The organism is Clostridium sp. CTA-1 (genome assembly GCF_054768215.1).
Map to the genome: position 1 here is coordinate 182,645 of NZ_BAAAAP010000001.1, position 21,529 is coordinate 204,173.

A 21,529-nucleotide genomic window follows, 5' to 3' on the forward strand; every position below is an offset into this window, starting at 1 on the left:
AGGTGAGTATATGAAAGAAAAGGTTACTTTTGGAGATATATATACTGTAATTTTTCAAGAGGAAGATAGTAATAAAGAATGTATAATAGTCTACAATGATGAAAAAAGGATTGTGTACAATAAAAAACAATATCAAATGTTGATTAATAAAATGAGTAGATTTTTAAAACTTCTTTATCCAAATATAAAAGTTGGAGATTGGATTGGTTTGAAATATCATAATAACTATCTCTATTATGCAGTAGTATTTGGGGCTATGAAATTGGGATGGAATATATTATTACTTGACAACAAAAGTGAAAGTAATAATAGGTATAGATATAAGATAGATGTGGAATTAGTTGCTATTTTAGATAATAATATATTAGATAATTTTCATAATGAAGCTATTGATATTCAATGTTTAAATAGTAAATTTGAGAAAGATATTTGGTCTAGCAAAGTAGCATTTTTATCTTCTGGAACAACAGGAAAGCCACAAGTTATTATATATCATGCTTATGCAATTTTAAATCAAATAAAAAATGTTAAATATGAATTCTTAAAAAATGAGACATTAGCAGATATTGTGTATAAAACTGATAATTCGTACAGAAAAATAGTAAGTTTTTTACCTATGAATCATATTTTAGGATTTTTATTACCTTTAATTTTGATTACTTTAGACTTAAAAGTTGTTTTTCTATCAGATCAAACACCATATGGGATTATTAAAGGAATAAGAAATGAGAATGCTTTAGGAAGCTTTGGTGTGCCTATGGTGTGGAAATTAATAAAAAATATATTGAAGAGAAGGTATTCTGAAAATCGTGAAGGTGTAGATAAATTATTGGGAAAAAATTTTAAAATTATTTTAAGTGGTGGAAGTAAAACAGATGCTTCTATTAGAAATAGTTATATTAGAGCAGGAATTGAATTTTTCGTTGGTTATGGATTAACAGAAACTGGTTTTTTATCTATAGGTAAAAGTGATTTAAATGATTGTGAGTCTGAGGGAAAAGTTTATGATAATTATGAAATTAAAGTTTTAACTTCAGATGGAAGTATAAGAAATGAGGGCACTGGAGAAATTATCGTAAAATCAGATGCGATATACACTGCTTCTATAAAAGATAAAAAAGAAATTTGCCCTGAACTAATTGAAGGCATGTATTATAGAACGGGGGATATATTTGAGCTAAAAAATAGAAAACTTTTTTTTAAAGGTAGGATGAAAAATATTATTGTAGATGAATCTGGAGAAAATATATATGCTGAAGAATTAGAAGAATTTTTTAAAGATATGAGGCCTAAAGGGATTGTATACTTTATATCAGAATATAAAAATAGGGCTACTATGTTCATTGATAGGAATACACATAAACGCATTTCAAAAGAATATATTATTGAGTTAATAAGGGAAAAAAATAAGAATCTTCCTATTTCAAAGAAAATATTAAAAGTACTATTTTTAAATATAAATATTGAATTTACTCAAAAGGGAGATCCTATCCGCATTCTGGAAGAATATAGGGATGTTGGTGAGGTATTTAATATAAAAGGAGTATGATAATTATGATAGATAATAATACAAAAATTGGACTAAAAAAACAAATTAAAAAATATCTATCGGAGCTAATGGATGTTAACACTGAAGATATTATGGATGATGTAGATTTAACAGAAATGGGAGCTACAAGTATGGTAATCATTCAATTATATGTTATTTTACAGGAGGAGTATGGTATATCACTAGATGCTACAGTAGATCTTTATAAATCAATATCTCTGAATGAAATAGTTGAGAATATTGAAAAGACTAAAATTGATTTAAAAGATATAGTGGGGTGAAAAAATGTATACTAAAAATATTATTGGCATAAAAGATGCACGGAAAAATCAAATTGATATTGTAGGAGGAAAAGGGGCTAATTTAGGACTAATGATTTCATGTGGCATTCCTGTTCCAGATGGCTTTATTATAACAGCTAATGCATATAAAAATTTCTTGAAAAGTAATGGTATATTAGAAATAATAGAACAAAAAATTAGTAATATGGATAAAGAAACTTTATCTATAGAGGATGAAACTGAAGAGATAAGAAATTTAATCTTAAAAGCTGAGTTTCCAAAGGACTTAAAAGAAGATATATTGAGTAGATTTAATAAATTTAAGAGACCTATTCACTTAGCAGTAAGATCTTCGGCAACAGCCGAAGATTTACCGGAAGCAAGTTTTGCAGGGCAACAAGAGACATATTTGAATATTATGAATAAGGAAGATTTATTTGTATCAATAAAAAAGTGCTTTTCTTCTCTTTGGAGCATTAGGTCATTTTCATATAGAACTAATAATGGATATGATCATTTGAATGTTGGTATAGCAGTTGTTATTCAAGAAATGATAGAATCGGATATTTCTGGTGTTATGTTTACATCTAACCCAATAACTGCTGAAAAAGAAATAATGATAGATGCATCTTATAATTTGGGGGAAGCCATAGTGTCAGGAAAAGTTACACCAGATAATTATGTTCTTGATAAAAATGGTAAAGAAATAGCTTTTACTCTTGGAAGTAAGGAAATTTCAGTTGTATATTCGGATAAAGGAACTGTGGTTGTAAATAATTCTTTTGATATGAGAGAAAGAAGATGTCTTCATAATGAAAATTTAAAAGAATTATTTGATATGGCTTTAAAGATAGAAGGTTTATATAAAAAACCTATGGATATAGAATGGGCAATTAAAAATAAAAAAGTATATATTCTTCAGGCACGTCCAATTACAACTATAAAGAAAAAACAGAATAAAAATACCAGAAAGCAGTACTCACAAAAAGAAAAAAAGTATTTAAATAATATGATAGAACATTTTCCAGTTGCATGTTATCCACTAGATTATGAAATTGCAATGATATTGCAAAATATGAAATTTGAACTTTTTAAGGATGTAGGACTAAAAATAGAAAGTCCTATATATATGGATAATATGGGTATAATCCATATGAATAAAATTAGGTGGAAAGTAAATCCAAAAGTTTTACGCTTTTTTAAAGTTTATAATGAATATAAAAATAATGAAAAGAATATTGAATATGGAGAAAAAATTTTAGATTCTTGTAAAAAAGAACTCAAAGTAATAGAACAAAATATAAATGAAAATAGTTATAAATTTTCTCTTTGTGATGTAGATAAATACATGAGTGATATTATTTCAATTCATAAAAGAATTTCTTTTGCAAGATTTAGATATTTTCTTTTTCCATCTGTTATTATTGGTGAAAAACTTGATAAAGAACTTAAATCTATAAATCCAAATTATACAGAGTATGATCTCTTATCAGATTTAGATTATGTAACAGTAGATATGAATAAGGATATTGATATTTTATCAAAAACTTTATCAAGAAATAAAGAATTAATAAAGGATTTAATAGAAGGGGCAAGCTATGCATTTATAAAAGAAAAATATGATTACGATTCAATAGAAATAAAAGAGTTTTTTAATAAATATGGTTGGAAGTCTAATTATTGCTGTATTCCATTCTCTTCATCTTCTTGGAATGAGGAACCAAATAGATTTATAAAACTTCTTAAAATAACCATTTCAGAGAATAAAGAATATAAAGAAAACAAATCTGGAAAATACATGGGTATATTGAAAGAGTTGGAGGAAAGTAAAGGTACAAAAAGATTTAAGAAAACAATGGCAGATATTACTTATTATAGACTAGCTCATGTTAGACGTGAGGAAAGTCAATATCTTTGGGAAACAGGATTTGGATTATTGAGGGTGATTTTAAAACGAATAGAAGCTTTGTTAAATACAAAGAAAGAAGATTTGCTCTATTTGTCTTTTCAAGATTTAAGAAAAGTAATAGCTATTGGTAAGTTAGAGCATGAATGTAGAGAATTGATTTCATATAGGAAAAATCACCGTAGAGAGGCTGAAGAACTTTGGGAGCAGATGACATTAGATGCTTTTTACGATAATGAGAAAAATATTTTTAAGGGAATAAGTGGAAGTTCAGGTTTAGTGAGAGGTAGAGTTTGTATTATAAAAAATCATACTGAATTTGATAAACTGAAAGAAGATAATATTCTTATATGTCCATACACTGATCCTGAGTGGACCCCTCTTTTTAAAATAGCAAAAGGAGTTGTTTCAGATACAGGGGGAGCTTTATCTCATGCAGCTATCGTTGCACGTGAATATAATATACCAGCAGTATTGGGTGTTGGAAATGCCACAGTAAATTTATCAGATGGAGACTATATATTAGTAGACGGAAATAATGGTATTGTAAAGCGATTATCAGAGGAAATAATATGACAAAGAATATAGAAGAAAAACAGGAGAAATTTGAAAAACTTACTAAGACGCCAATTCCTAAATTAATATTGAAAATGGCTATACCGTCTACAATGGCAATGCTAATAGGAATTGCATACAGTTTAGCAGATACTTATTTTATATCCAAGATCGATACAATATCTACAGCATCAGTAGGGCTGGCATTTTCATTTATGAGTGTTACCCAGGCCTTTGGACTTTTATATGGACACGGTTCAGGAAATTATATGTCAAGAATGGAAAGTAAAAAAAATAGAACAGAGTCATCAAAAATGGCAATAGATGGTCTTGTTATATCATTTCTCACAGGGACAATTATAATGATCTTTGGGGAACTGTATTTAAATGAATTAGCACTTTTTTTAGGAGCCACTAATTCTCTTTTATTTTCAACGAAAGAATATCTTTTAATACTATTAATAGGTACCCCGTTTATGATTTCAGCTTTGACGATGAATAATCAATTTAGATTACAAGGAAATCCAAGTTTGGGGGCGGCTGCTATTGCATCTGGAGCAGTAATTAACTGTATACTGGATCCTATTTTTATTTTTTATTTTAATTTAGGAATTAAAGGAGCCGCGTATGCCACGATTATTGGAGAAATAATAAGCTTTATCATTTTAATTATAGTTAGTGGAATGAGAGAAAATATAAAATTTAATCTAAAAAATTTTTCTATAAATAAAAAAATATTGTCTGAGCTTTATGGAGGAGGGATACCGAATTTTACAAGAGAAATTTTTATAGGAATATCTCTTATGCTTTTGAATAATGAATTAAAAATTTTTGGCGAAGAATATATAGCTTCTTTTACTATAGTTAATAGATTAGTGCTTGCAGGAACTTATCTTATGGTAGGGCTTGGACATGGATTTCAGCCTGTGTGTATATTTAATTATGGTGCTAAGTTATATGAACGAGTAGAGAAAGCTTTAAAATTTACATTAAGATCAGCTATAATATTTATGGCTTTTATTTCTATAATATTTTTAATGTACAGCGAAAATATGGTAATGTTGTTTAGAAATGATAATGAGATAATTAATATAGGTTCACAAGTTTTAAGTATACAATCAATCACTTTACCACTTATAGGATATATTACTATAACGGGTATGTTCTTACAAAGTACACATAAATTCAAAGAAGCTACTTTAATTACTTCATCCAGGCAGGGTTATATATATATACCTTTAATTTTAATAATGTCTAAGATGTTGGGGATAAAGGGTATATTGTATGTTCAACCTTTATCAGATTTTATTACTTTTGTTATTTCAGTTGTTTTAGTAGCTAAGTATAAAAAAGAGTTAAAATGTTAGAATATACTTTAATATAAAATAATTATAAACTACTACCAAGAAAATATGAATGGGAGTAGTTTTTTTATATATAGTTCATAAAATAATAGATTTTAAAGATAAAACAACCTATTATTTTGAGATAACCTATGATATAATTAATTTAACACGAATTATAAAAAAGAAATTTAAAAAAATATTCGGAAAGAGGGATAGAAGTGGGGAATGAAATAAAAACATTATTCGTAGAAAAAAAACCGCAATTTAGGGTGGAAAGTAAAAAAATATTAGATAATTTTAAGTTAAGCCTAAATATGAAAAATATAAAAGATGTAAGAATTTTAAATAAATATAATATAAGTGGTATAAGTGATGAGGAATATAATTTGGCTAAGTATAATATATTTTCAGAAAAGACTGTAGATGAGCTATATGAAGAAAAATTTTCTTATGATAGTGAGGATAAGATTTTTTCAGTAGAATATTTACCAGGTCAATATGATCAAAGGGCAGATTCTGCGGCTCAATGTATAGAAATACTTACTCAAAAACAAGGAGCTATTGTAAAGTATAGTAAAGTTTTTGTTATAAAGGGGAATATAACAAAAGAAGAACTAGAAAAAATAAAAGAATATTGCATAAATAAAGTAGATTCAAGGGAAGCACAGCTTGAAAAGCCTAATTCCTTAGTAGATGTACAGTTAGAAGTACAGTCTGTAGAAGTATTAGATGGATTTATAGATCTAAGTGAAAAAGAATTGAAAGAATTTTTACAAGATAGAAATTTAGCTATGACCTTTGAAGATTTAAAATTTTGCAGAGAATATTTTAAAAATGAAGAAAAAAGAAATCCTACTATAACAGAAATTAAAGTTATAGATACTTATTGGTCAGATCATTGTAGACATACAACCTTTATGACAGAAATAGAGGATATAAAAATAGAAGAAGGATTATATTCTAATGCAATAAAGGAAACTTATGAAGAGTATAAAAATATTAAAGGCTTTGTACATGCAAAAGAAAAAGCTACATGTCTTATGGATATAGCTACTATAGCAGCAAAAGAGTTAAGAAAAAAAGGATTAATGGAGGATTTAGATGTGTCTCCAGAAATTAATGCTTGTAGCATAGTTGTAGATGCTGAAATAGATGGTAAAACAGAAAAATGGCTTGTTATGTTTAAAAATGAAACTCATAACCATCCTACAGAAATAGAACCTTTTGGTGGAGCAGCTACTTGTGTTGGAGGTGCTATAAGAGATCCTCTTTCTGGAAGAGTTTACGTATATCAAGCTATGAGGGTTACAGGTAGTGCAGATCCAAGACAAAATATAGAAGATACCTTAGAAGGAAAACTTCCTCAAAAGAAAATAACTACTGAAGCAGCTCATGGATATAGTTCTTATGGAAATCAGATAGGTTTAGCTACAGGTCAAGTTTCAGAAATATATGATGAAGGTTATATGGCTAAAAGAATGGAAATTGGTGCAGTTATTGGTGCAGCGCCTATGGAAAATGTAATTAGAAAAGAACCTAAACCTTCAGATATAGTTATATTATTAGGAGGAAGAACAGGTAGAGATGGTATAGGAGGTGCTACTGGTTCTTCTAAAAAACATACAGAATCATCTATAGAAAACTGTGGTTCAGAGGTACAAAAAGGAAATGCACCAACAGAAAGAAAAATTCAAAGACTTTTTAGAAATAAAGAAGTAAGTACTATGATAAAAAGATGTAATGATTTTGGAGCTGGCGGAGTATCTGTAGCTATTGGGGAACTTACAGAAGGTCTTTACATAGATTTAAATAAAGTCCCTAAAAAATATGAAGGCTTAGATGGAACAGAATTAGCTATATCAGAATCACAGGAACGTATGGCAGTGGTAATTTCAAAGGAAGATAGAGAAAGATTTATTAAATTTTCAGAAGAAGAAAACCTAGAGGCTACAGTAGTTGCAGAAGTTAAACAAGAAAAAAGACTTAAGATGCTATGGAAAGATAATATTATAGTTGATTTGGACAGAGAATTTTTAAATACTAATGGGGTGGTGCAAAAGACTAAGGCGTATATAAATACTCCAGAAAAAGAAAGCTATTTTCAAAAAATAGTTATAGGTTCTAAAGAAAATATAAAGGATAAATGGATTGAAAATATAAAAGATTTAAATGTATGTAGTCAAAAAGGATTAGTAGAAATGTTTGATAGTACAGTAGGAGCTGGTACCGTTATAATGCCCTTAGGAGGTAAATATCAGAAAACTCCACAGGAGGGTATGGCAGCTAAACTTCCAGTATTAGAAGGAGATACTACTACAGCTACAGTTATGACTTATGGATTTAATCCTAAAATATCTAAATGGAGTCCTTTCCATGGAGCAATGTATGCTGTTATAGAATCTGTAACTAAAGCTGTAGCTATGGGGATAGACTATAAAAAAATAAGACTTACTTTCCAAGAGTATTTTGAAAAACTAGAAAATAAAGAAGAAAAATGGGGAAAACCATTAGCGGCTCTTTTAGGAGCACTAAAGGCTCAAAGAGAATTTTCTATTGCAGCTATAGGTGGAAAGGATAGTATGTCAGGAACTTTTAAAGATATGAATGTACCACCAACTTTAGTATCCTTTGCAGTAGGAGTTACAAATGTGAATAGAATAATATCCTCAGAATTTAAAGAAGTAGGAAGTGTTATTTTATATATAAAAGCTAAAAGAAATAAAGAAGAAATCCCAGATTTTAATATTCTTAAGGAAAATTATGAAAAAGTATATGAAGCTATAGGAACAGGTAATGTTCTAGCGGCCTCTACTATTAAATTTGGAGGAATTTCAGAAGCTATAAGTAAAATGTGTTTTGGAAATAATATAGGGGCAAAGTTAAAGAATTTAGAAAAAGAAGAATTATTTTCGAGAGACTATGGATCAATAATATTAGAGGTTAATAAAAACTTTGATTTAAACCTATTAAAAGAAATAGATTATAAAATAATAGGTGATACTACTGAAAGAGCTTCTATAGAAATTTTAGAGGAGGAAATATTATTAGATCAATGTTACAAAGAATTTGAAAGTACTCTAGAGAATGTATTTGTATGGAAAGTAGAGAAAGAATATAAGAAAGATTTAGACATACCACTATATAAAAAGAAAAATAAAAAATCCCCAAGCATAAAAGTTCCTAAACCAAAGATTCTAATTCCAGTATTCCCAGGTACTAATTGTGAATATGATTCTAAAAGGGCCTTTGAAAAAGCTGGTGGAGAGGTAGAATTAGTTGTATTTAATAATATGAGTTCAGACAATATAAAGGAATCTATAGATAATTTAAGTTCTAAAATAAAACAATCTAATATAATTATGTTACCTGGTGGATTTAGTGCAGGTGATGAACCAGAAGGTTCTGGTAAGTTTATAGCAACTATATTTAGAAATGAAAAAATTAAAGATTCAGTTATGGAATTTCTAAAGGTTAAAGATGGATTGATGCTAGGTATATGCAATGGATTCCAAGCTTTAATAAAATTAGGGTTAGTACCTTTTGGGGAAATACGTGATATAGATGAAAGTTGTCCAACACTAACTTATAATGATATAGGAAGACACCAATCCAAAATAGCTTATACTAAAGTGGTTTCTAATTTATCACCTTGGTTTAATAATGTGGAAGTAGGAGATATACATGCAATACCTATATCCCATGGAGAAGGTAAATTTTATGCTAAAGATAATGTAATGAAAAAATTAATAGATAATGGCCAAATAGTTACTCAATATGTAGATGTTAATGGAAATGTTACTTCTGATATAAAATATAATCCCAATGGATCTGTATTTGGTGTAGAAGGTATTTGCAGTCCTGATGGTAGGATTCTTGGTAAAATGGCACATTCAGAAAGAATAGGCTATGGAACACTAAAAAATGTATCAGGTAATAAGGATCAAAAAATATTTGATGCGGGAATAAAATATTTTAAATAAATTTTATTTATAGCTTTAAAAAAGGTATCTGAAACTAGGCTTAATTTTAATATAGCAAAGATAAAAAATACACGTAATAAACATATTAGTTAAATGAAGTGGTTTATTATGTGTATTTTTTATCTTTGTGACTTTAAAATTAAATCTGGTTTATTTGGAAATACACTTTTTTACTTATGTATATATGTTGTATTGTAAAAAGCAACCAATTTTTTTCAATATATTTTAATTTCTTAATATTTTTAATTGACAAAATACTAACCAGGATATTATAATTAAATCAGATAAAAGTAGAATTTAATACTATATAATGTGTAGTTTAAATTTATTTTTTATAATAATGAAGAGGTGATATGGTGAAAATTATTTTATACAGCTTTATAGGTTTGTTATCTTTTAGTCTAGTTGATCTCCTTTTAAACGCTGCAAAATTCATGTATCATCACAAATATGGTAAAGTAGTTTTTAAAATAAACAAGAATAAATACAAGAAAAGTAAGGTTTCTAAAAAAGAATTTTTAATGACTGTAAGTCCTTTTAAGGACGAAAATAACAATGTATATTTACCTTTAAAATATGTGGCAGATTCCTTGGGAATAAAGCTATATAATGATGATGAATATAGTATAATTATAAAGGTAATGGATAAGAATATTAAAGCTAATGAAGAAGTAATTTTTATAGAAAATAGTTCAACAAATCTAAACAGAAAAATAGATAAGAATATAAGAATTAGAAATAATGAATTAATGCTGCCACAAAGCTATATTAAAGATATATTCGAAGTAAATATAGAGGTAGATAATAAAACAGGAGAAGTAATACTTAAATAAATATATCGGTAAAAAATTATGTAGAAGCTAAAAAAGTTTTTTATAAAGTAAATAACACCCTATTTAGTTAATGAAATATTATAACTAAATAGGGTGTTTGCTTTTCAAAAAATATTTAAATTTTATATAAAGCTAAGAATTATTTTATATATGAGTTACCATCAAGAGGAATTAAAACTTCTAGGGAAGGTTTACCATTAGCTAATCCTACAGCATAAACAGTATAATATTTATTAGCTTTTAAATTAGCATTTGGAGATGTTAATACTGTATTTTCTGTATTAGCAAACTTTAGGGTTATTGTATAATTTTTAGGATCTACAGGTGAGTAATCTGTTATGTTTTTATAGCCTATATTATTAAATATTTCTTTACTATTCATATAAAAATCTACCTTTGGAGCATTAGGAGAAAGATGCACAAAACGTACATAGGCCTTGTTTGGATCTTTGTTGTCTAATTTTTTATCAAGTATAGGAAACAAAGCTATATCTTTAAGGAGTCCTGTAGCTGCTATTGTATATATAGAGTTTGGTGGAATGAAAAAAAATTTATTTATAAGGGGTACATCCTTTTTACCAGTAGGAAATAGTTTTATGTTATAAATCGTAGATGTTAAAGGCATATACTCAGTAAAGCCTTTATAAGATAGTCCTTTATATATTAAGTTATCGTTTATATATATATCTACGGCAGGAGCATCGGGGGATGCGTGAAGAATTCTAACATGTGATTTTTCATCACTTTTTCTAAATTTTACTTTGTTTTCATCAAAACAAGGCAAATCAAACATAATAAAACCTCACTAAAAATTTCTACAGTATTAATATATAGATATGGTTGAAAATTTGTTACATAATATTTTGTTTATTTGTTAAATTATTCATTAAATAAAATGTGGTAAATTTTATTTGAAATATACGCAATTATACAAATATGAAATTGCAATTATGTATATGTTTTAACAAGAATATAGTAAAAATAACTTTATACTGCAAGATTTTAAAATAAACAAATCAATATACAGTAAATTAAAAAAACTTAGACTTATTTTGAGTAAATAACCTAATTTGAGCTAAAAAGAGGTTTTACCAAGAAATTAAAAGATGATAACATTTACAATAAATAAAAGAGATTTTTTAGGAGCGTATTAAAACAAAGGAGGGTTTTTATGGACTTATTAAAAATTGTTGAAGGTTTTAACAATATACTTTGGAGTTATATTTTAATGTTCTTTTTATTTGGGGCAGGAATATTTTTTACTTTTAATTTAAAATTTGTACAAGTAAGAAAATTTAAAGCCATGTTTAAACAGGTTTTTTCAAAAAATCAAAATAAAGATTCAGGTATAACATCTTTCCAAGCTTTGGCTACAGCAGTGGCGGCACAGGTTGGAACGGGAAACTTGGCAGGGGCTGCTACAGCTATAGCTGCTGGAGGCCCAGGAGCTATATTTTGGATGTGGGTTAGTGCTTTCTTTGGTATGGGAACTATATTCTCAGAAGCAATTTTAGCCCAAAAATATAAAGTGAAAAAAGATAATGGAGAAGTACTTGGTGGACCAGCTTATTATATAAGGGATGGATTTGGTAGTAAGAAATTAGCTGCATTCTTTGCTTTTTCAATGATGGTATCAGCTTGTTTAACTGGTGATATGGTACAATCCAATTCAATTGGTATATCTGTAAATAAAGCCTTTGGAGTTCCCAATATAGTTGTAGGTATAATAGTAGCAATACTTACTGCGTTAATAGTTCTTGGAGGAATACAAAGAATAGCATCAGTTACAGAAAAATTAGTTCCTATTATGGCTTTATTTTTTATCATAGGAAGTTTAATAATAATAGGAATTAATTATGATAATATAGGACCAGCCTTTAAAATGATATTTGTAGGAGCATTTAATCCTAAAGCAGCTACAGGAGGTCTTATAGGTGTATCTGTAAGGGAAGCTATGAGATATGGAATATCTAGAGGATTATTTTCTAATGAAGCCGGTATGGGTTCTACTCCGCATGCTCATGCTGTGGCAGATGTTAAGCATCCAGCTCAACAAGGTCTTGTAGCTATGTTTGGATTATTTATTGATACCTTTGTTGTTTTAACTTGTACAGCTATGGTAATTTTAACAACTGGAGCCCTAGATGGAAAGACTACAGGTATAGAGTTAACTCAACAGGCTTTTATAAATGGTTTTGGACATTTTGGTAATATATTTGTAGCAATAAGCTTATTCTTCTTCGCTTTTTCAACAATAATCGGATGGTATTTCTTTGGATTATTAAATGTTAAGTTTATATTTGGGGATAAAGGAACAAAGCCTTATGTAGTATTATTCCTTGTAGCCTTAGTAGTAGGAACAGTTTTAGATGTACCATTAGTATGGCAATTAGCAGATACCTTCAATGGATTTATGGTAATACCTAATTTAATAGCATTAATAGCTTTAGCTAAATTAGTTAAGAAAGAACTTAAGGATTATGAAAATAATTTCTCTATAAAATAATTATTAACTTTAGATAAACCTTTAGTAAAAAAATTGCCTATATAGGATAAAATTTAGAAAAAATTATTTAAAGAGTTAGTAGAATGTTAACAATGAAAAATATGTACTAAAATAAAATATCTCTTAACATAATATTATGTAAATTTATTATGTTAGAGATATTTTTTTATTTGCAAAAATTAAAAAAAAGTAGGATTAAAATTATGATATTTTTAAAATCTTCTGAATACTTTGTTATATTTTTATAAAGCATATTGATAAAAATAGTTTTATCTTTGTGAATAGATAATAAAAAACATATATGGAAAAATCATAAATATATTTGTAAATATATTTATATTAAGTGAAAAAAATTATATAAAGCTAAAAATAAGACAGTATAATATAAAATTTTTAATGAGTAATTAAAATTTATTTATTAAATATTATTTTAAATTATAATTTTAATGAAAAAATTCTTTGCAATTATAATTTAGCAATGCACAGTTATAAAATAGATTGTTAATAAATATGAAATAATATATTTTAAAATATTCATAAATGTATATTTTTTAACAATTATAGTTGGTTAGGATTATTGTGAATGCAATTGGTTGAAGGTTTTAAGATTATTATGCAGTAAATTCAAAATATTCAAAGGTAATTATTTTAAATAAAGAATAAAGATATAAATACTAGTTTTACTTAATATTTGAAAAATGATAACATTTACAATGAGGATTTGATCCTAATACATTTTAAGATATACATAAAAAGGGGAGAAGTTTATGGAATTTTTACTAAATATTTTTGAAAATATCAACAACGTGCTATGGACCTATATATTAATGTTTTTTTTATGTGGTGCAGGAATATTTTTTACTTTTAAATTAGGTTTTGTACAAGTTAAGAAGTTTAAGGCAATGTTTAAACAAGTATTTACTAAAAGTGATAATGATGATGGGATTAGTTCATTCCAAGCATTAGCTACTGCAGTAGCAGCACAGGTAGGAACAGGAATTTTAGCTGGGTCTGCAACGGCTATAGCAGCAGGGGGGCCTGGAGCTATATTTTGGATGTGGATTAGTTCCTTTTTTGGTATGGGTACTATATTTGCAGAGGCTGTTTTAGCTCAAAAATACAAAATTAAGGATGAAGATGGTGAAGTATTAGGAGGACCAGCTTATTATATAAGAGATGGACTAGGTAGTAAAAAACTAGCTAAATTTTTTGCTTTTGCTATGATGGTATCAGCCTGTTTAACAGGAGATATGGTTCAGTCAAATTCTATTTCTATATCAATGAACAAAGCCTATAATATTCCAACTTTAATTACAGGAATAGTGTTAGTTGTTCTTACAGCTATGATAGTTATAGGTGGAATACAACGTATAGCATCAGTTACAGAAAAACTAATACCTATAATGGGAGCATTATTTATACTAGGGAGTTTAATAATTATATTTAAAAATTACAATAATATAATACCAGCTCTTAAGATGATATTTGTAGGAGCTTTTAATCCAAGAGCTGCTACAGGTGGTCTTATAGGTGCATCTGTAAGAGAAGCTATGAGATATGGTGTATCTAGAGGTTTATTTTCAAATGAAGCTGGTATGGGTTCTACACCTCATGCTCATGCAATTGCAAATGTTAAGCATCCAGTACAACAAGGATTAGTTGCTATGTTCGGAGTTTTTATAGATATATTCGTAATATTAAACTGTACAGCCTTTGTTATACTTACAAGTGGAGCTTTAGATGGTAAAACTACAGGTATAGAATTAACACAAAAGGCTTTTGTAAATGGTTTTGGAGGATTTGGTAATTCCTTTGTGGCTATCAGTTTATTCTTCTTTGCATTCTCAACTATGATAGGATGGTATTTCTTTGGTGCTTTAAATGTTAAATTTATATTTGGAAAAAAAGGAATGAAGCCATATACTGCCATATACCTAATTTCTTTAGTATTGGGTACTGTTTTAGATGTACCACTAGTATGGCAATTAGCGGATACTTTTAATGGATTAATGGTTATACCAAATTTAATAGCTTTAATAGCTTTAGCTAAATTAGTTCAAAAAGAACTTAAAGACTATAATGAAAATTTCCTATTAAAACAGGCAGTAGCAGATAGAAAGGCTAGTAATATATAATTAAGTGAAACTTTATTAACTAATATAATATAGTAAAAAACTAATATTCCTATTTAATAATACTCCATAATGTAATATTATATATATAAGAGTTTAATATTATATTATGGAGGTATTTTTATGCTTATTTTAACAGCAGAAGATATTAAAAAAGTATTTACAATGAGGGATGCTATAGAGGCAGATAAAGAAGCTTTTAGGCTTTATTCAACTAAGGAAGCTGAAGTTCCATTAAGAACAAATATAAATATACCTAAATATAAAGGAACAAGTCTTTTTATGCCAGCTTATGTTGAGGAATTAGATACAGCAGGAATTAAGATAGTATCTGTATTCCCTGAAAATGTTAAACTAGGAAAACCAGCAGTGCCAGCTCAAATGATACTGTTAGATGGAAAAACAGGAGAAGTTTCAGCTATAATGGATGGAACTTATTTAACTCAGCTTAGAACTGGAGCATCTGCTGGAGCAGCTACAGACATTTTGGCTAAAGAAGATTCGAAAATAGGAGCTTTAATAGGTACAGGTGGTCAAGCTTTATGTCAGCTAGAAGCTTTATTAGCAGCTAGAAATTTAGAAATAGTAAAGGTTTATAGTAGAAATTTCCAAAATGTAAAAGCTTTTGTAGAAGAGGCTAAAGAAAAATTAAGTCATTTTGGTGCAGAAATAATAGGAGTAACTAGTTCAGATGAGGCTATTGAAGATGCAGATGTTATAACAGTAGTAACTACAGCTACCTCACCAGTTTTTGATGGGAAAAAGGTTAAAAAAGGAGCACATATAAATGGCGTAGGATCCTATATGAAACATATGCAAGAAATTGATGAATATATTATATCTAAGGCAGATAAAATATATTTAGATTCAAAAGACGCTGTTTTAAGTGAAGCAGGAGATTTTATAATACCTTTAGAAAAAGGGGTTATAAAAGAAGATATAGTTACTGGAGAATTAGGACAGGTTATTTCAAAAACTATAGAGGGAAGAAAAAGTGAGAATGAAATAACTTTATTTAAATCTGTAGGTATTGCCGTTCAAGATGTGGTAACAGCATATAAAATATATGAAAAGGCCTTAAAAAATAAAGTAGGTAAAGAAATAGAAATATAAGCAGCGAACCCAAATCTACGATTTGGTGTGAGTCGCTTACTCTTATGTAAATAGGAGTTTCATACAGTTTAATGTAAATTAAAAAGCAGGAATTTTTAATTCCTGCTTTTATTATATACTTATAATTATGACAGTGTGGGTTTATGGAGGTTACATAATTATAAGTTATACAAACAAATTTTATTTAGATGAATATAGTATTATCTGCAGAAGTCATTTCTTCTACTATAGTGTACATATTTGTTATTTCTCCAACTTTAAGTTTATCTTTTATACCATAAAAATCAAGACAAGTTCCACAACTTAGTATAGTAACACCTTTATCTTTTAGGGATTGTATACTTTCAAGGCATTCAGAACCTTCTATTGTAAGTTTAACTCCACCATTTAAAAATAATAAATGAGAAGGAAGTTTATCACTTTCAGATAAAGCATATAAATAACTCTTCATTAGAGCAGTTCCTAATTTATCATCTCCACCACCAAGAACATTTTTAGAAATAACCATAACTAATTTTTTTTCGTTTGATAAAATTGCTTCACAAGCAACACAATGTTCTTTGGTCATAGTTATGTAATATAAAGAATCCTTTTCTTCTACTTCGCTTTTAAAACCATTTTTTTCAGCAAGCTTTATAATATTATTTTTAGCAACTTCATTATCTACTATAGTAGTAGCTTGTCCTTCTTCTATAGAATCAAAATATTTTTTTGTATTGATTACAGGTTGAGGACATTTTAGTCCTTTACAATCAATTATTTTAGTCATATTTTTAGCCTCCTAAAATAAATCTTACTTACATTTTTAATTATATCACAAATTTACCAGTGGACTTATAAATAATACTTATAGATGATAGTAAAACTATTTTATAATATAATGAAATTTTAAAATTTATCTTGAAATTTTCTTTCATGTTAGGTATATTTATAGTTGTTTTTATTTTAGCAGTTCTTAAAATTATCTAAACATATCTTTATTATAAAGGATATAAAAGAAGTTTATAGAATATAATTATAATTGATGGATTTATTTTTTGTTTTTAATAATTAAATATACCAGTGCTACAAAGTACTATAAATAAGGAGTGAGACTATGGTTCCAATAATTTTTACGGATGCTAGTTGTGATTTACCAAGAAATTTTATAGATGAAAATAATATACCTTTTTTAGGACTTATGTGTAATTTTAAAGGAAAAGACTGGGAAGATGATTTTGGAAAGACATTATCCTATGAAGAATTTTATACAGGTATTAAAAAGGGTGAAATGCCTTCTACCAGTCAAATTAATGAATATAGGTTTGAAGAAAAATTTAAAGAATTATTGAAAGAAGAGAGACCTATAATATATATAGCTATGTCATCCGGATTAAGTGGTACTGTAAATAGTGCTAAGATGGCAAGAGAAGAGATATTAGCACAAAATAAAAAGGCAGATATAACTATAATAGATACAAAATGTTCCTCTATAGGACAGGGATTATTGGTATATAATGCGGTTCAAATGGCTAAAGAGGGTAAAAGTAAAGAGGAAATAGTAAAATGGGTAAATGAAAATAAGGATAAAGTTAATCATTGGTTTATGGTGGAGAATTTGACCCATTTAAAAAGAGGAGGAAGAGTATCAGCAACCTCTGCAACTATAGGAACTTTATTAAATATAAGGCCCATTATACACATAGAGAAAGATGGCACTTTAAAAAATATAACTAACATAAGAGGAAGTAAAAAAGCTATAAGATATCTTTTAGATAGATTCAAGGAAAATTGTACAAATCATGAAGATGTTTTAATAGGTATAGTTCATGGACATTGTGCAGAAGAAGCAGAAAAATTGAAAGAAATGGTAATAGAAGAGTTTGGTACAAAGAATTTTATAATTAATGAATTAGGTATTGGTATGGGAGCTCATTGTGGAGATGGAATGCTTGCATTATGTTTTATAGGAAATAATATATAAGTAACATATAAAAAAATCCTCCTTTTTAGTATAATAGCAAAGAGGGGGATTTTTCTTTTGAAAATAATTAAATGTTTATATTAATTTAAAATATGGGGGGGGTTCTTTTGAAGAGTAATATTATTAATCAGGTTTTAATTCTTTCTATAATAATGGGCATAGGAGTTATTTGTGGCAAAAGAAAAATTTTAAATGAAGAAGCAAATAAAAAACTTTCAGATCTTTTAGTTAAAGTTACTTTACCTTGTCTTATTGTTTCTTCTTTTAACTATAATTTTACTGGAGATATGATAAAAAACGCTAAGATGTTTTTTATATATTCAATAATTATACATATAGCTTTACTACTAATAAGTGGTTTGTTTTTTGTAAAGTATAATGAAAGAGCTAGAAAGGTACTTATGTTTTCTACTATATTTTCTAATAGTGCATTTATGGGGTATCCTGTAATAGAAGCTTTATATGGTAAGGTTGGAGTATTTTATGCTTCTATTTTTGGCATACCCTTTAATATATTTATGTTGTCTGCAGGTATCATGATATATACAGGAGAAAGAGATGTTAAAAACTTAAAGGGTATATTAAAACATCCTGGTATAATTGCTACAGTATTAGGTATGTTTATACTTGTATTTTCAATTTCTATTCCTATACCTATAAATACAGCTTTACAATATGTTGGATCTATGACTACTCCTTTATCTATGATAATAGTGGGTTCCATGCTTGCAGATATAAATATAAAGGAGATTTTTTCAGGAACGGAGGCTTATTATGGCTCTTTTGTTAGACTTATAATAATACCTGCTTTAGTTTATATTTTAATGATTGTAGTAAAAGCTGACAAGCTTTTACTAGAAATATGCGTAATATTAGAAGCTATGCCTACAGCGGTATTAGCTACTGTGCTTGCAGAAGAATATGATGGGGATGTGGTTTTGGCAGCTAAGTGTGTATTTATAACTACTATTTTGTCTGTTATAACTATACCTTTAGTAGTAGCTTTTATAAGTTAAATGTATTTCCCTTATTAAAATGTATTTTAGTATGATAAAAATTTAAATTATAATGTTATAATATAGATATTAATTTTAAAATTATTTTTTATTTATACTATGTTTAATTGAATATTATAAAAGAGGTGGAAAAATGTTTGATACACATTTACATACGAAGTTTTCTACAGATTCTAAAATGACCATAGGTGAAGCTATAAAGGCTTCTAAAGATAATAATTTAGGTATAATAGTAACAGAACATATGGATTTAGGATTAAAGGATGAAAATAAATTTTGTTTCCATGTACCTTCTTATTTTGAGAAGTATAACAAATATAGAAGCGGCAAACTTCTTTTAGGTATAGAATTAGGAATGGAAAGAGATCTTATAGAAGAAGGAAAAGAAGTAATTAATAGTGGAGAATTTGATTATGTAATAGGTTCTATTCATTTAATAGATAAAATTGATTTATATTTAGATGAATTTTATAAGGATAAGAGTAAAGAGGAAGCTTTTCATATTTATTTTAAAAATATGAGCTATAATTTAGCAAAGTATGATTTTGTAGATAGTTTAGGACATATAGATTATATTTCAAGATATGCTAATTATGAAGATCCTGAGATAAATTATGATATTTTTAAAGAGGATATAGACGAAGTTTTAAAGGTTATAGTAGAAAAAGAAAAATCTATGGAAATCAATACAAGAAGATTAAATGATAAAAGAGCTGCAACAAATTTAGTTAAAATATATAAGAGATTTTATGAACTAGGAGGAAGGACAGTTACTTTAGGTTCTGATTCTCACAATGCTAAAGACATAGGAAATAGACTAAGTTTTGGAAAAGAAATTGCGGACTATTGTAATTTAAAGGTTGTGTATTATAAAAATAGAAGACCTGAATATGATAAATAGAATTGATTAGAGAGTATGTATCTTAAAATTAAATAGATTTAATTTTAAAGGCACAAATATAAAAAATACACTCATAAACCAATTCATTTTGTTAACAAGTTTTACTTTATAACTTGATAAAACAAGGACTTTAACTTACAATGAGAGTTAAAGTCTTTTTTAGTGAGGTGAGAGCATGAGACCTTTAGCAGATTTAATGAGACCTAACAAATTAGAAGATTTTGTAGGGCAAAAGCATATACTATCTGAGAATAAGCCTTTGTATAATTTAATGAAAAATAAATCCATATGTAATTCTATATTTTATGGACCACCAGGTACAGGTAAAACTACTTTAGCTAATATTATGGCAAATTATGTGGACAAAAAATTTTATAGATTAAATGCTACTACAGCATCTATTAAGGATATTCAAGAAATAACTTCTAGCATAAACAGTTTGTTAAACTATAGTGGTGTTGTGTTGTATATAGATGAGCTGCAACATTTTACTAAAAAGCAACAACAGGCTTTATTAGAGTTTATAGAGGATGGAAGAGTGGTATTAATAGCTAGCACTACTGAAAATCCTTATTTCGTTATACATAAAGCTATTTTGAGTAGATGCAATATATTTCAATTTAAACCACTTAATAAAGAGGAGATTATTTTAGGTTTAAAAAAGGCCATAAGCAAATTAATAGATAAGGGTATAAATATAAAGTATACTGATGAAGCTTTAGAATATATAGGTGAGATATGTCAGGGAGATTATAGAAAAGCTTATAATATTTTAGAATTAGCTGTAAATTCTCACTGTGGATTTAATATAGAAATTACATTGGACTATATAGAATCCTTAGAACAGTCTAACATTAGAGCAGATGCTACAGGAGATGAATATTATAACATTTTAAGTGCTTTCCAAAAGAGTATAAGAGGAAGTGACGCTGATGCAGCAGTTCATTATTTAGCAAGACTTATAAAAAGTGGAGATATGACATCTATTACAAGAAGGTTATCAGTAATGGCAGCAGAGGATATTGGATTAGCTTATCCTAATGCATTAACTATTGTGAATTCTGGTATAGAGTTAGCTTTAAAAGTAGGATTTCCTGAGGCACAAATTATTTTATCTGAAATTACAATATATTTAGCTACCTTGCCAAAATCAAATAGTGCGTACATAGCCATAAAAAATGCTATGAAAGATTTAGAAAATATTAATTTTGGAGATGTGCCAGGTCATCTAAAGGATTCCCATTATTATGGTGCTAAAAATTTAGGGGTAGGGGGGTATAAATATCCCCATGATTTTAATAATCATTATGTTAGTCAAGAGTATTTACCTAAAGAGTTGAAAGATAAGATATATTATAAAGCTCAACATAATAAATATGAAGAAAATTTAAAAAAATATTGGGAAAATATAAAAAGTAGATAAATAAAGGGATATTTTAGTATAGTCT

Annotated in this window: 15 protein-coding genes; 13 read left to right on the forward strand and 2 right to left on the reverse strand. The window is 27.6% G+C overall.

Annotated features, from left to right (window positions below):
* Positions 1-10 precede the first annotated feature (10 nt).
* The 6 genes from ACYUEW_RS00870 (at position 11) to ACYUEW_RS00895 (ending at position 10,450) form a co-directional block, all read left to right on the forward strand.
* Positions 11-1,549, forward strand: coding sequence for an AMP-binding protein (locus tag ACYUEW_RS00870; protein WP_265203860.1), 1,539 nt, complete (start codon positions 11-13; stop codon positions 1,547-1,549).
* A 5-nt stretch (positions 1,550-1,554) separates the two neighbouring features.
* Complete coding sequence (locus ACYUEW_RS00875) at positions 1,555-1,830, forward strand: acyl carrier protein (protein WP_030035812.1); 276 nt, start codon at positions 1,555-1,557, stop codon at positions 1,828-1,830.
* A 4-nt stretch (positions 1,831-1,834) separates the two neighbouring features.
* Positions 1,835-4,312, forward strand: coding sequence for a PEP/pyruvate-binding domain-containing protein (locus ACYUEW_RS00880; RefSeq protein WP_265203861.1), 2,478 nt, complete (start codon positions 1,835-1,837; stop codon positions 4,310-4,312).
* On the forward strand, positions 4,309-5,658 hold the full coding sequence (locus ACYUEW_RS00885) for an MATE family efflux transporter (protein WP_003484609.1): 1,350 nt from the start codon (positions 4,309-4,311) through the stop codon (positions 5,656-5,658). Before ACYUEW_RS00880 ends, ACYUEW_RS00885 begins: the two co-directional genes overlap by 4 nt.
* A 197-nt stretch (positions 5,659-5,855) precedes the next feature.
* Positions 5,856-9,617 (forward strand): phosphoribosylformylglycinamidine synthase, encoded by a 3,762-nt coding sequence (locus ACYUEW_RS00890; RefSeq protein ID WP_460276021.1) that lies wholly within the window; start codon positions 5,856-5,858, stop codon positions 9,615-9,617.
* A gap of 356 nt (positions 9,618-9,973) precedes the next feature.
* Positions 9,974-10,450, forward strand: coding sequence for a copper amine oxidase N-terminal domain-containing protein (locus ACYUEW_RS00895; RefSeq protein ID WP_042384610.1), 477 nt, complete (start codon positions 9,974-9,976; stop codon positions 10,448-10,450).
* Positions 10,451-10,589: 139 nt separating this feature from the next.
* Here ACYUEW_RS00895 and ACYUEW_RS00900 read toward each other — a convergent pair whose 3' ends face one another.
* Positions 10,590-11,243: a DUF4397 domain-containing protein gene (locus ACYUEW_RS00900; RefSeq protein WP_265203863.1), complete on the reverse strand. Its 654-nt coding sequence runs from the start codon at positions 11,241-11,243 to the stop codon at positions 10,590-10,592.
* A 378-nt stretch (positions 11,244-11,621) separates the two neighbouring features.
* On the opposite strand from ACYUEW_RS00900, the gene ACYUEW_RS00905 reads away from it, so the two are divergent.
* The 3 genes from ACYUEW_RS00905 to ACYUEW_RS00915 all read left to right on the forward strand — a co-directional run bounded on the left by ACYUEW_RS00905 (position 11,622) and on the right by ACYUEW_RS00915 (position 16,201).
* A complete protein-coding gene (locus ACYUEW_RS00905) occupies positions 11,622-12,956 on the forward strand; it encodes an alanine/glycine:cation symporter family protein (RefSeq protein WP_003484614.1) in 1,335 nt (444 codons plus the stop codon).
* A gap of 767 nt (positions 12,957-13,723) precedes the next feature.
* Positions 13,724-15,091, forward strand: a complete 1,368-nt coding sequence (locus ACYUEW_RS00910; protein WP_265203864.1) for an alanine/glycine:cation symporter family protein — start codon at positions 13,724-13,726, stop codon at positions 15,089-15,091.
* A gap of 120 nt (positions 15,092-15,211) precedes the next feature.
* The gene (locus ACYUEW_RS00915) at positions 15,212-16,201 is read left to right on the forward strand and encodes an ornithine cyclodeaminase family protein (RefSeq protein ID WP_460276022.1); all 990 of its coding nucleotides are present in this window, start codon (positions 15,212-15,214) and stop codon (positions 16,199-16,201) included.
* A gap of 184 nt (positions 16,202-16,385) precedes the next feature.
* Here ACYUEW_RS00915 and yedF read toward each other — a convergent pair whose 3' ends face one another.
* On the reverse strand, positions 16,386-16,970 hold the full coding sequence (yedF, locus tag ACYUEW_RS00920) for a sulfurtransferase-like selenium metabolism protein YedF (protein ID WP_045516130.1): 585 nt from the start codon (positions 16,968-16,970) through the stop codon (positions 16,386-16,388).
* A gap of 327 nt (positions 16,971-17,297) precedes the next feature.
* On the opposite strand from yedF, the gene ACYUEW_RS00925 reads away from it, so the two are divergent.
* The 4 genes from ACYUEW_RS00925 to ACYUEW_RS00940 all read left to right on the forward strand — a co-directional run bounded on the left by ACYUEW_RS00925 (position 17,298) and on the right by ACYUEW_RS00940 (position 21,504).
* Positions 17,298-18,164: a DegV family protein gene (locus ACYUEW_RS00925; RefSeq protein WP_265203865.1), complete on the forward strand. Its 867-nt coding sequence runs from the start codon at positions 17,298-17,300 to the stop codon at positions 18,162-18,164.
* 107 nt (positions 18,165-18,271) lie between these two features.
* Positions 18,272-19,180, forward strand: coding sequence for an AEC family transporter (locus ACYUEW_RS00930; protein ID WP_265203866.1), 909 nt, complete (start codon positions 18,272-18,274; stop codon positions 19,178-19,180).
* Between the two features lie 133 nt (positions 19,181-19,313).
* Positions 19,314-20,081, forward strand: coding sequence for a histidinol phosphate phosphatase (locus ACYUEW_RS00935; RefSeq protein WP_265203867.1), 768 nt, complete (start codon positions 19,314-19,316; stop codon positions 20,079-20,081).
* A gap of 175 nt (positions 20,082-20,256) precedes the next feature.
* On the forward strand, positions 20,257-21,504 hold the full coding sequence (locus ACYUEW_RS00940; RefSeq protein WP_460276023.1) for a replication-associated recombination protein A: 1,248 nt from the start codon (positions 20,257-20,259) through the stop codon (positions 21,502-21,504).
* Positions 21,505-21,529 lie beyond the last annotated feature (25 nt).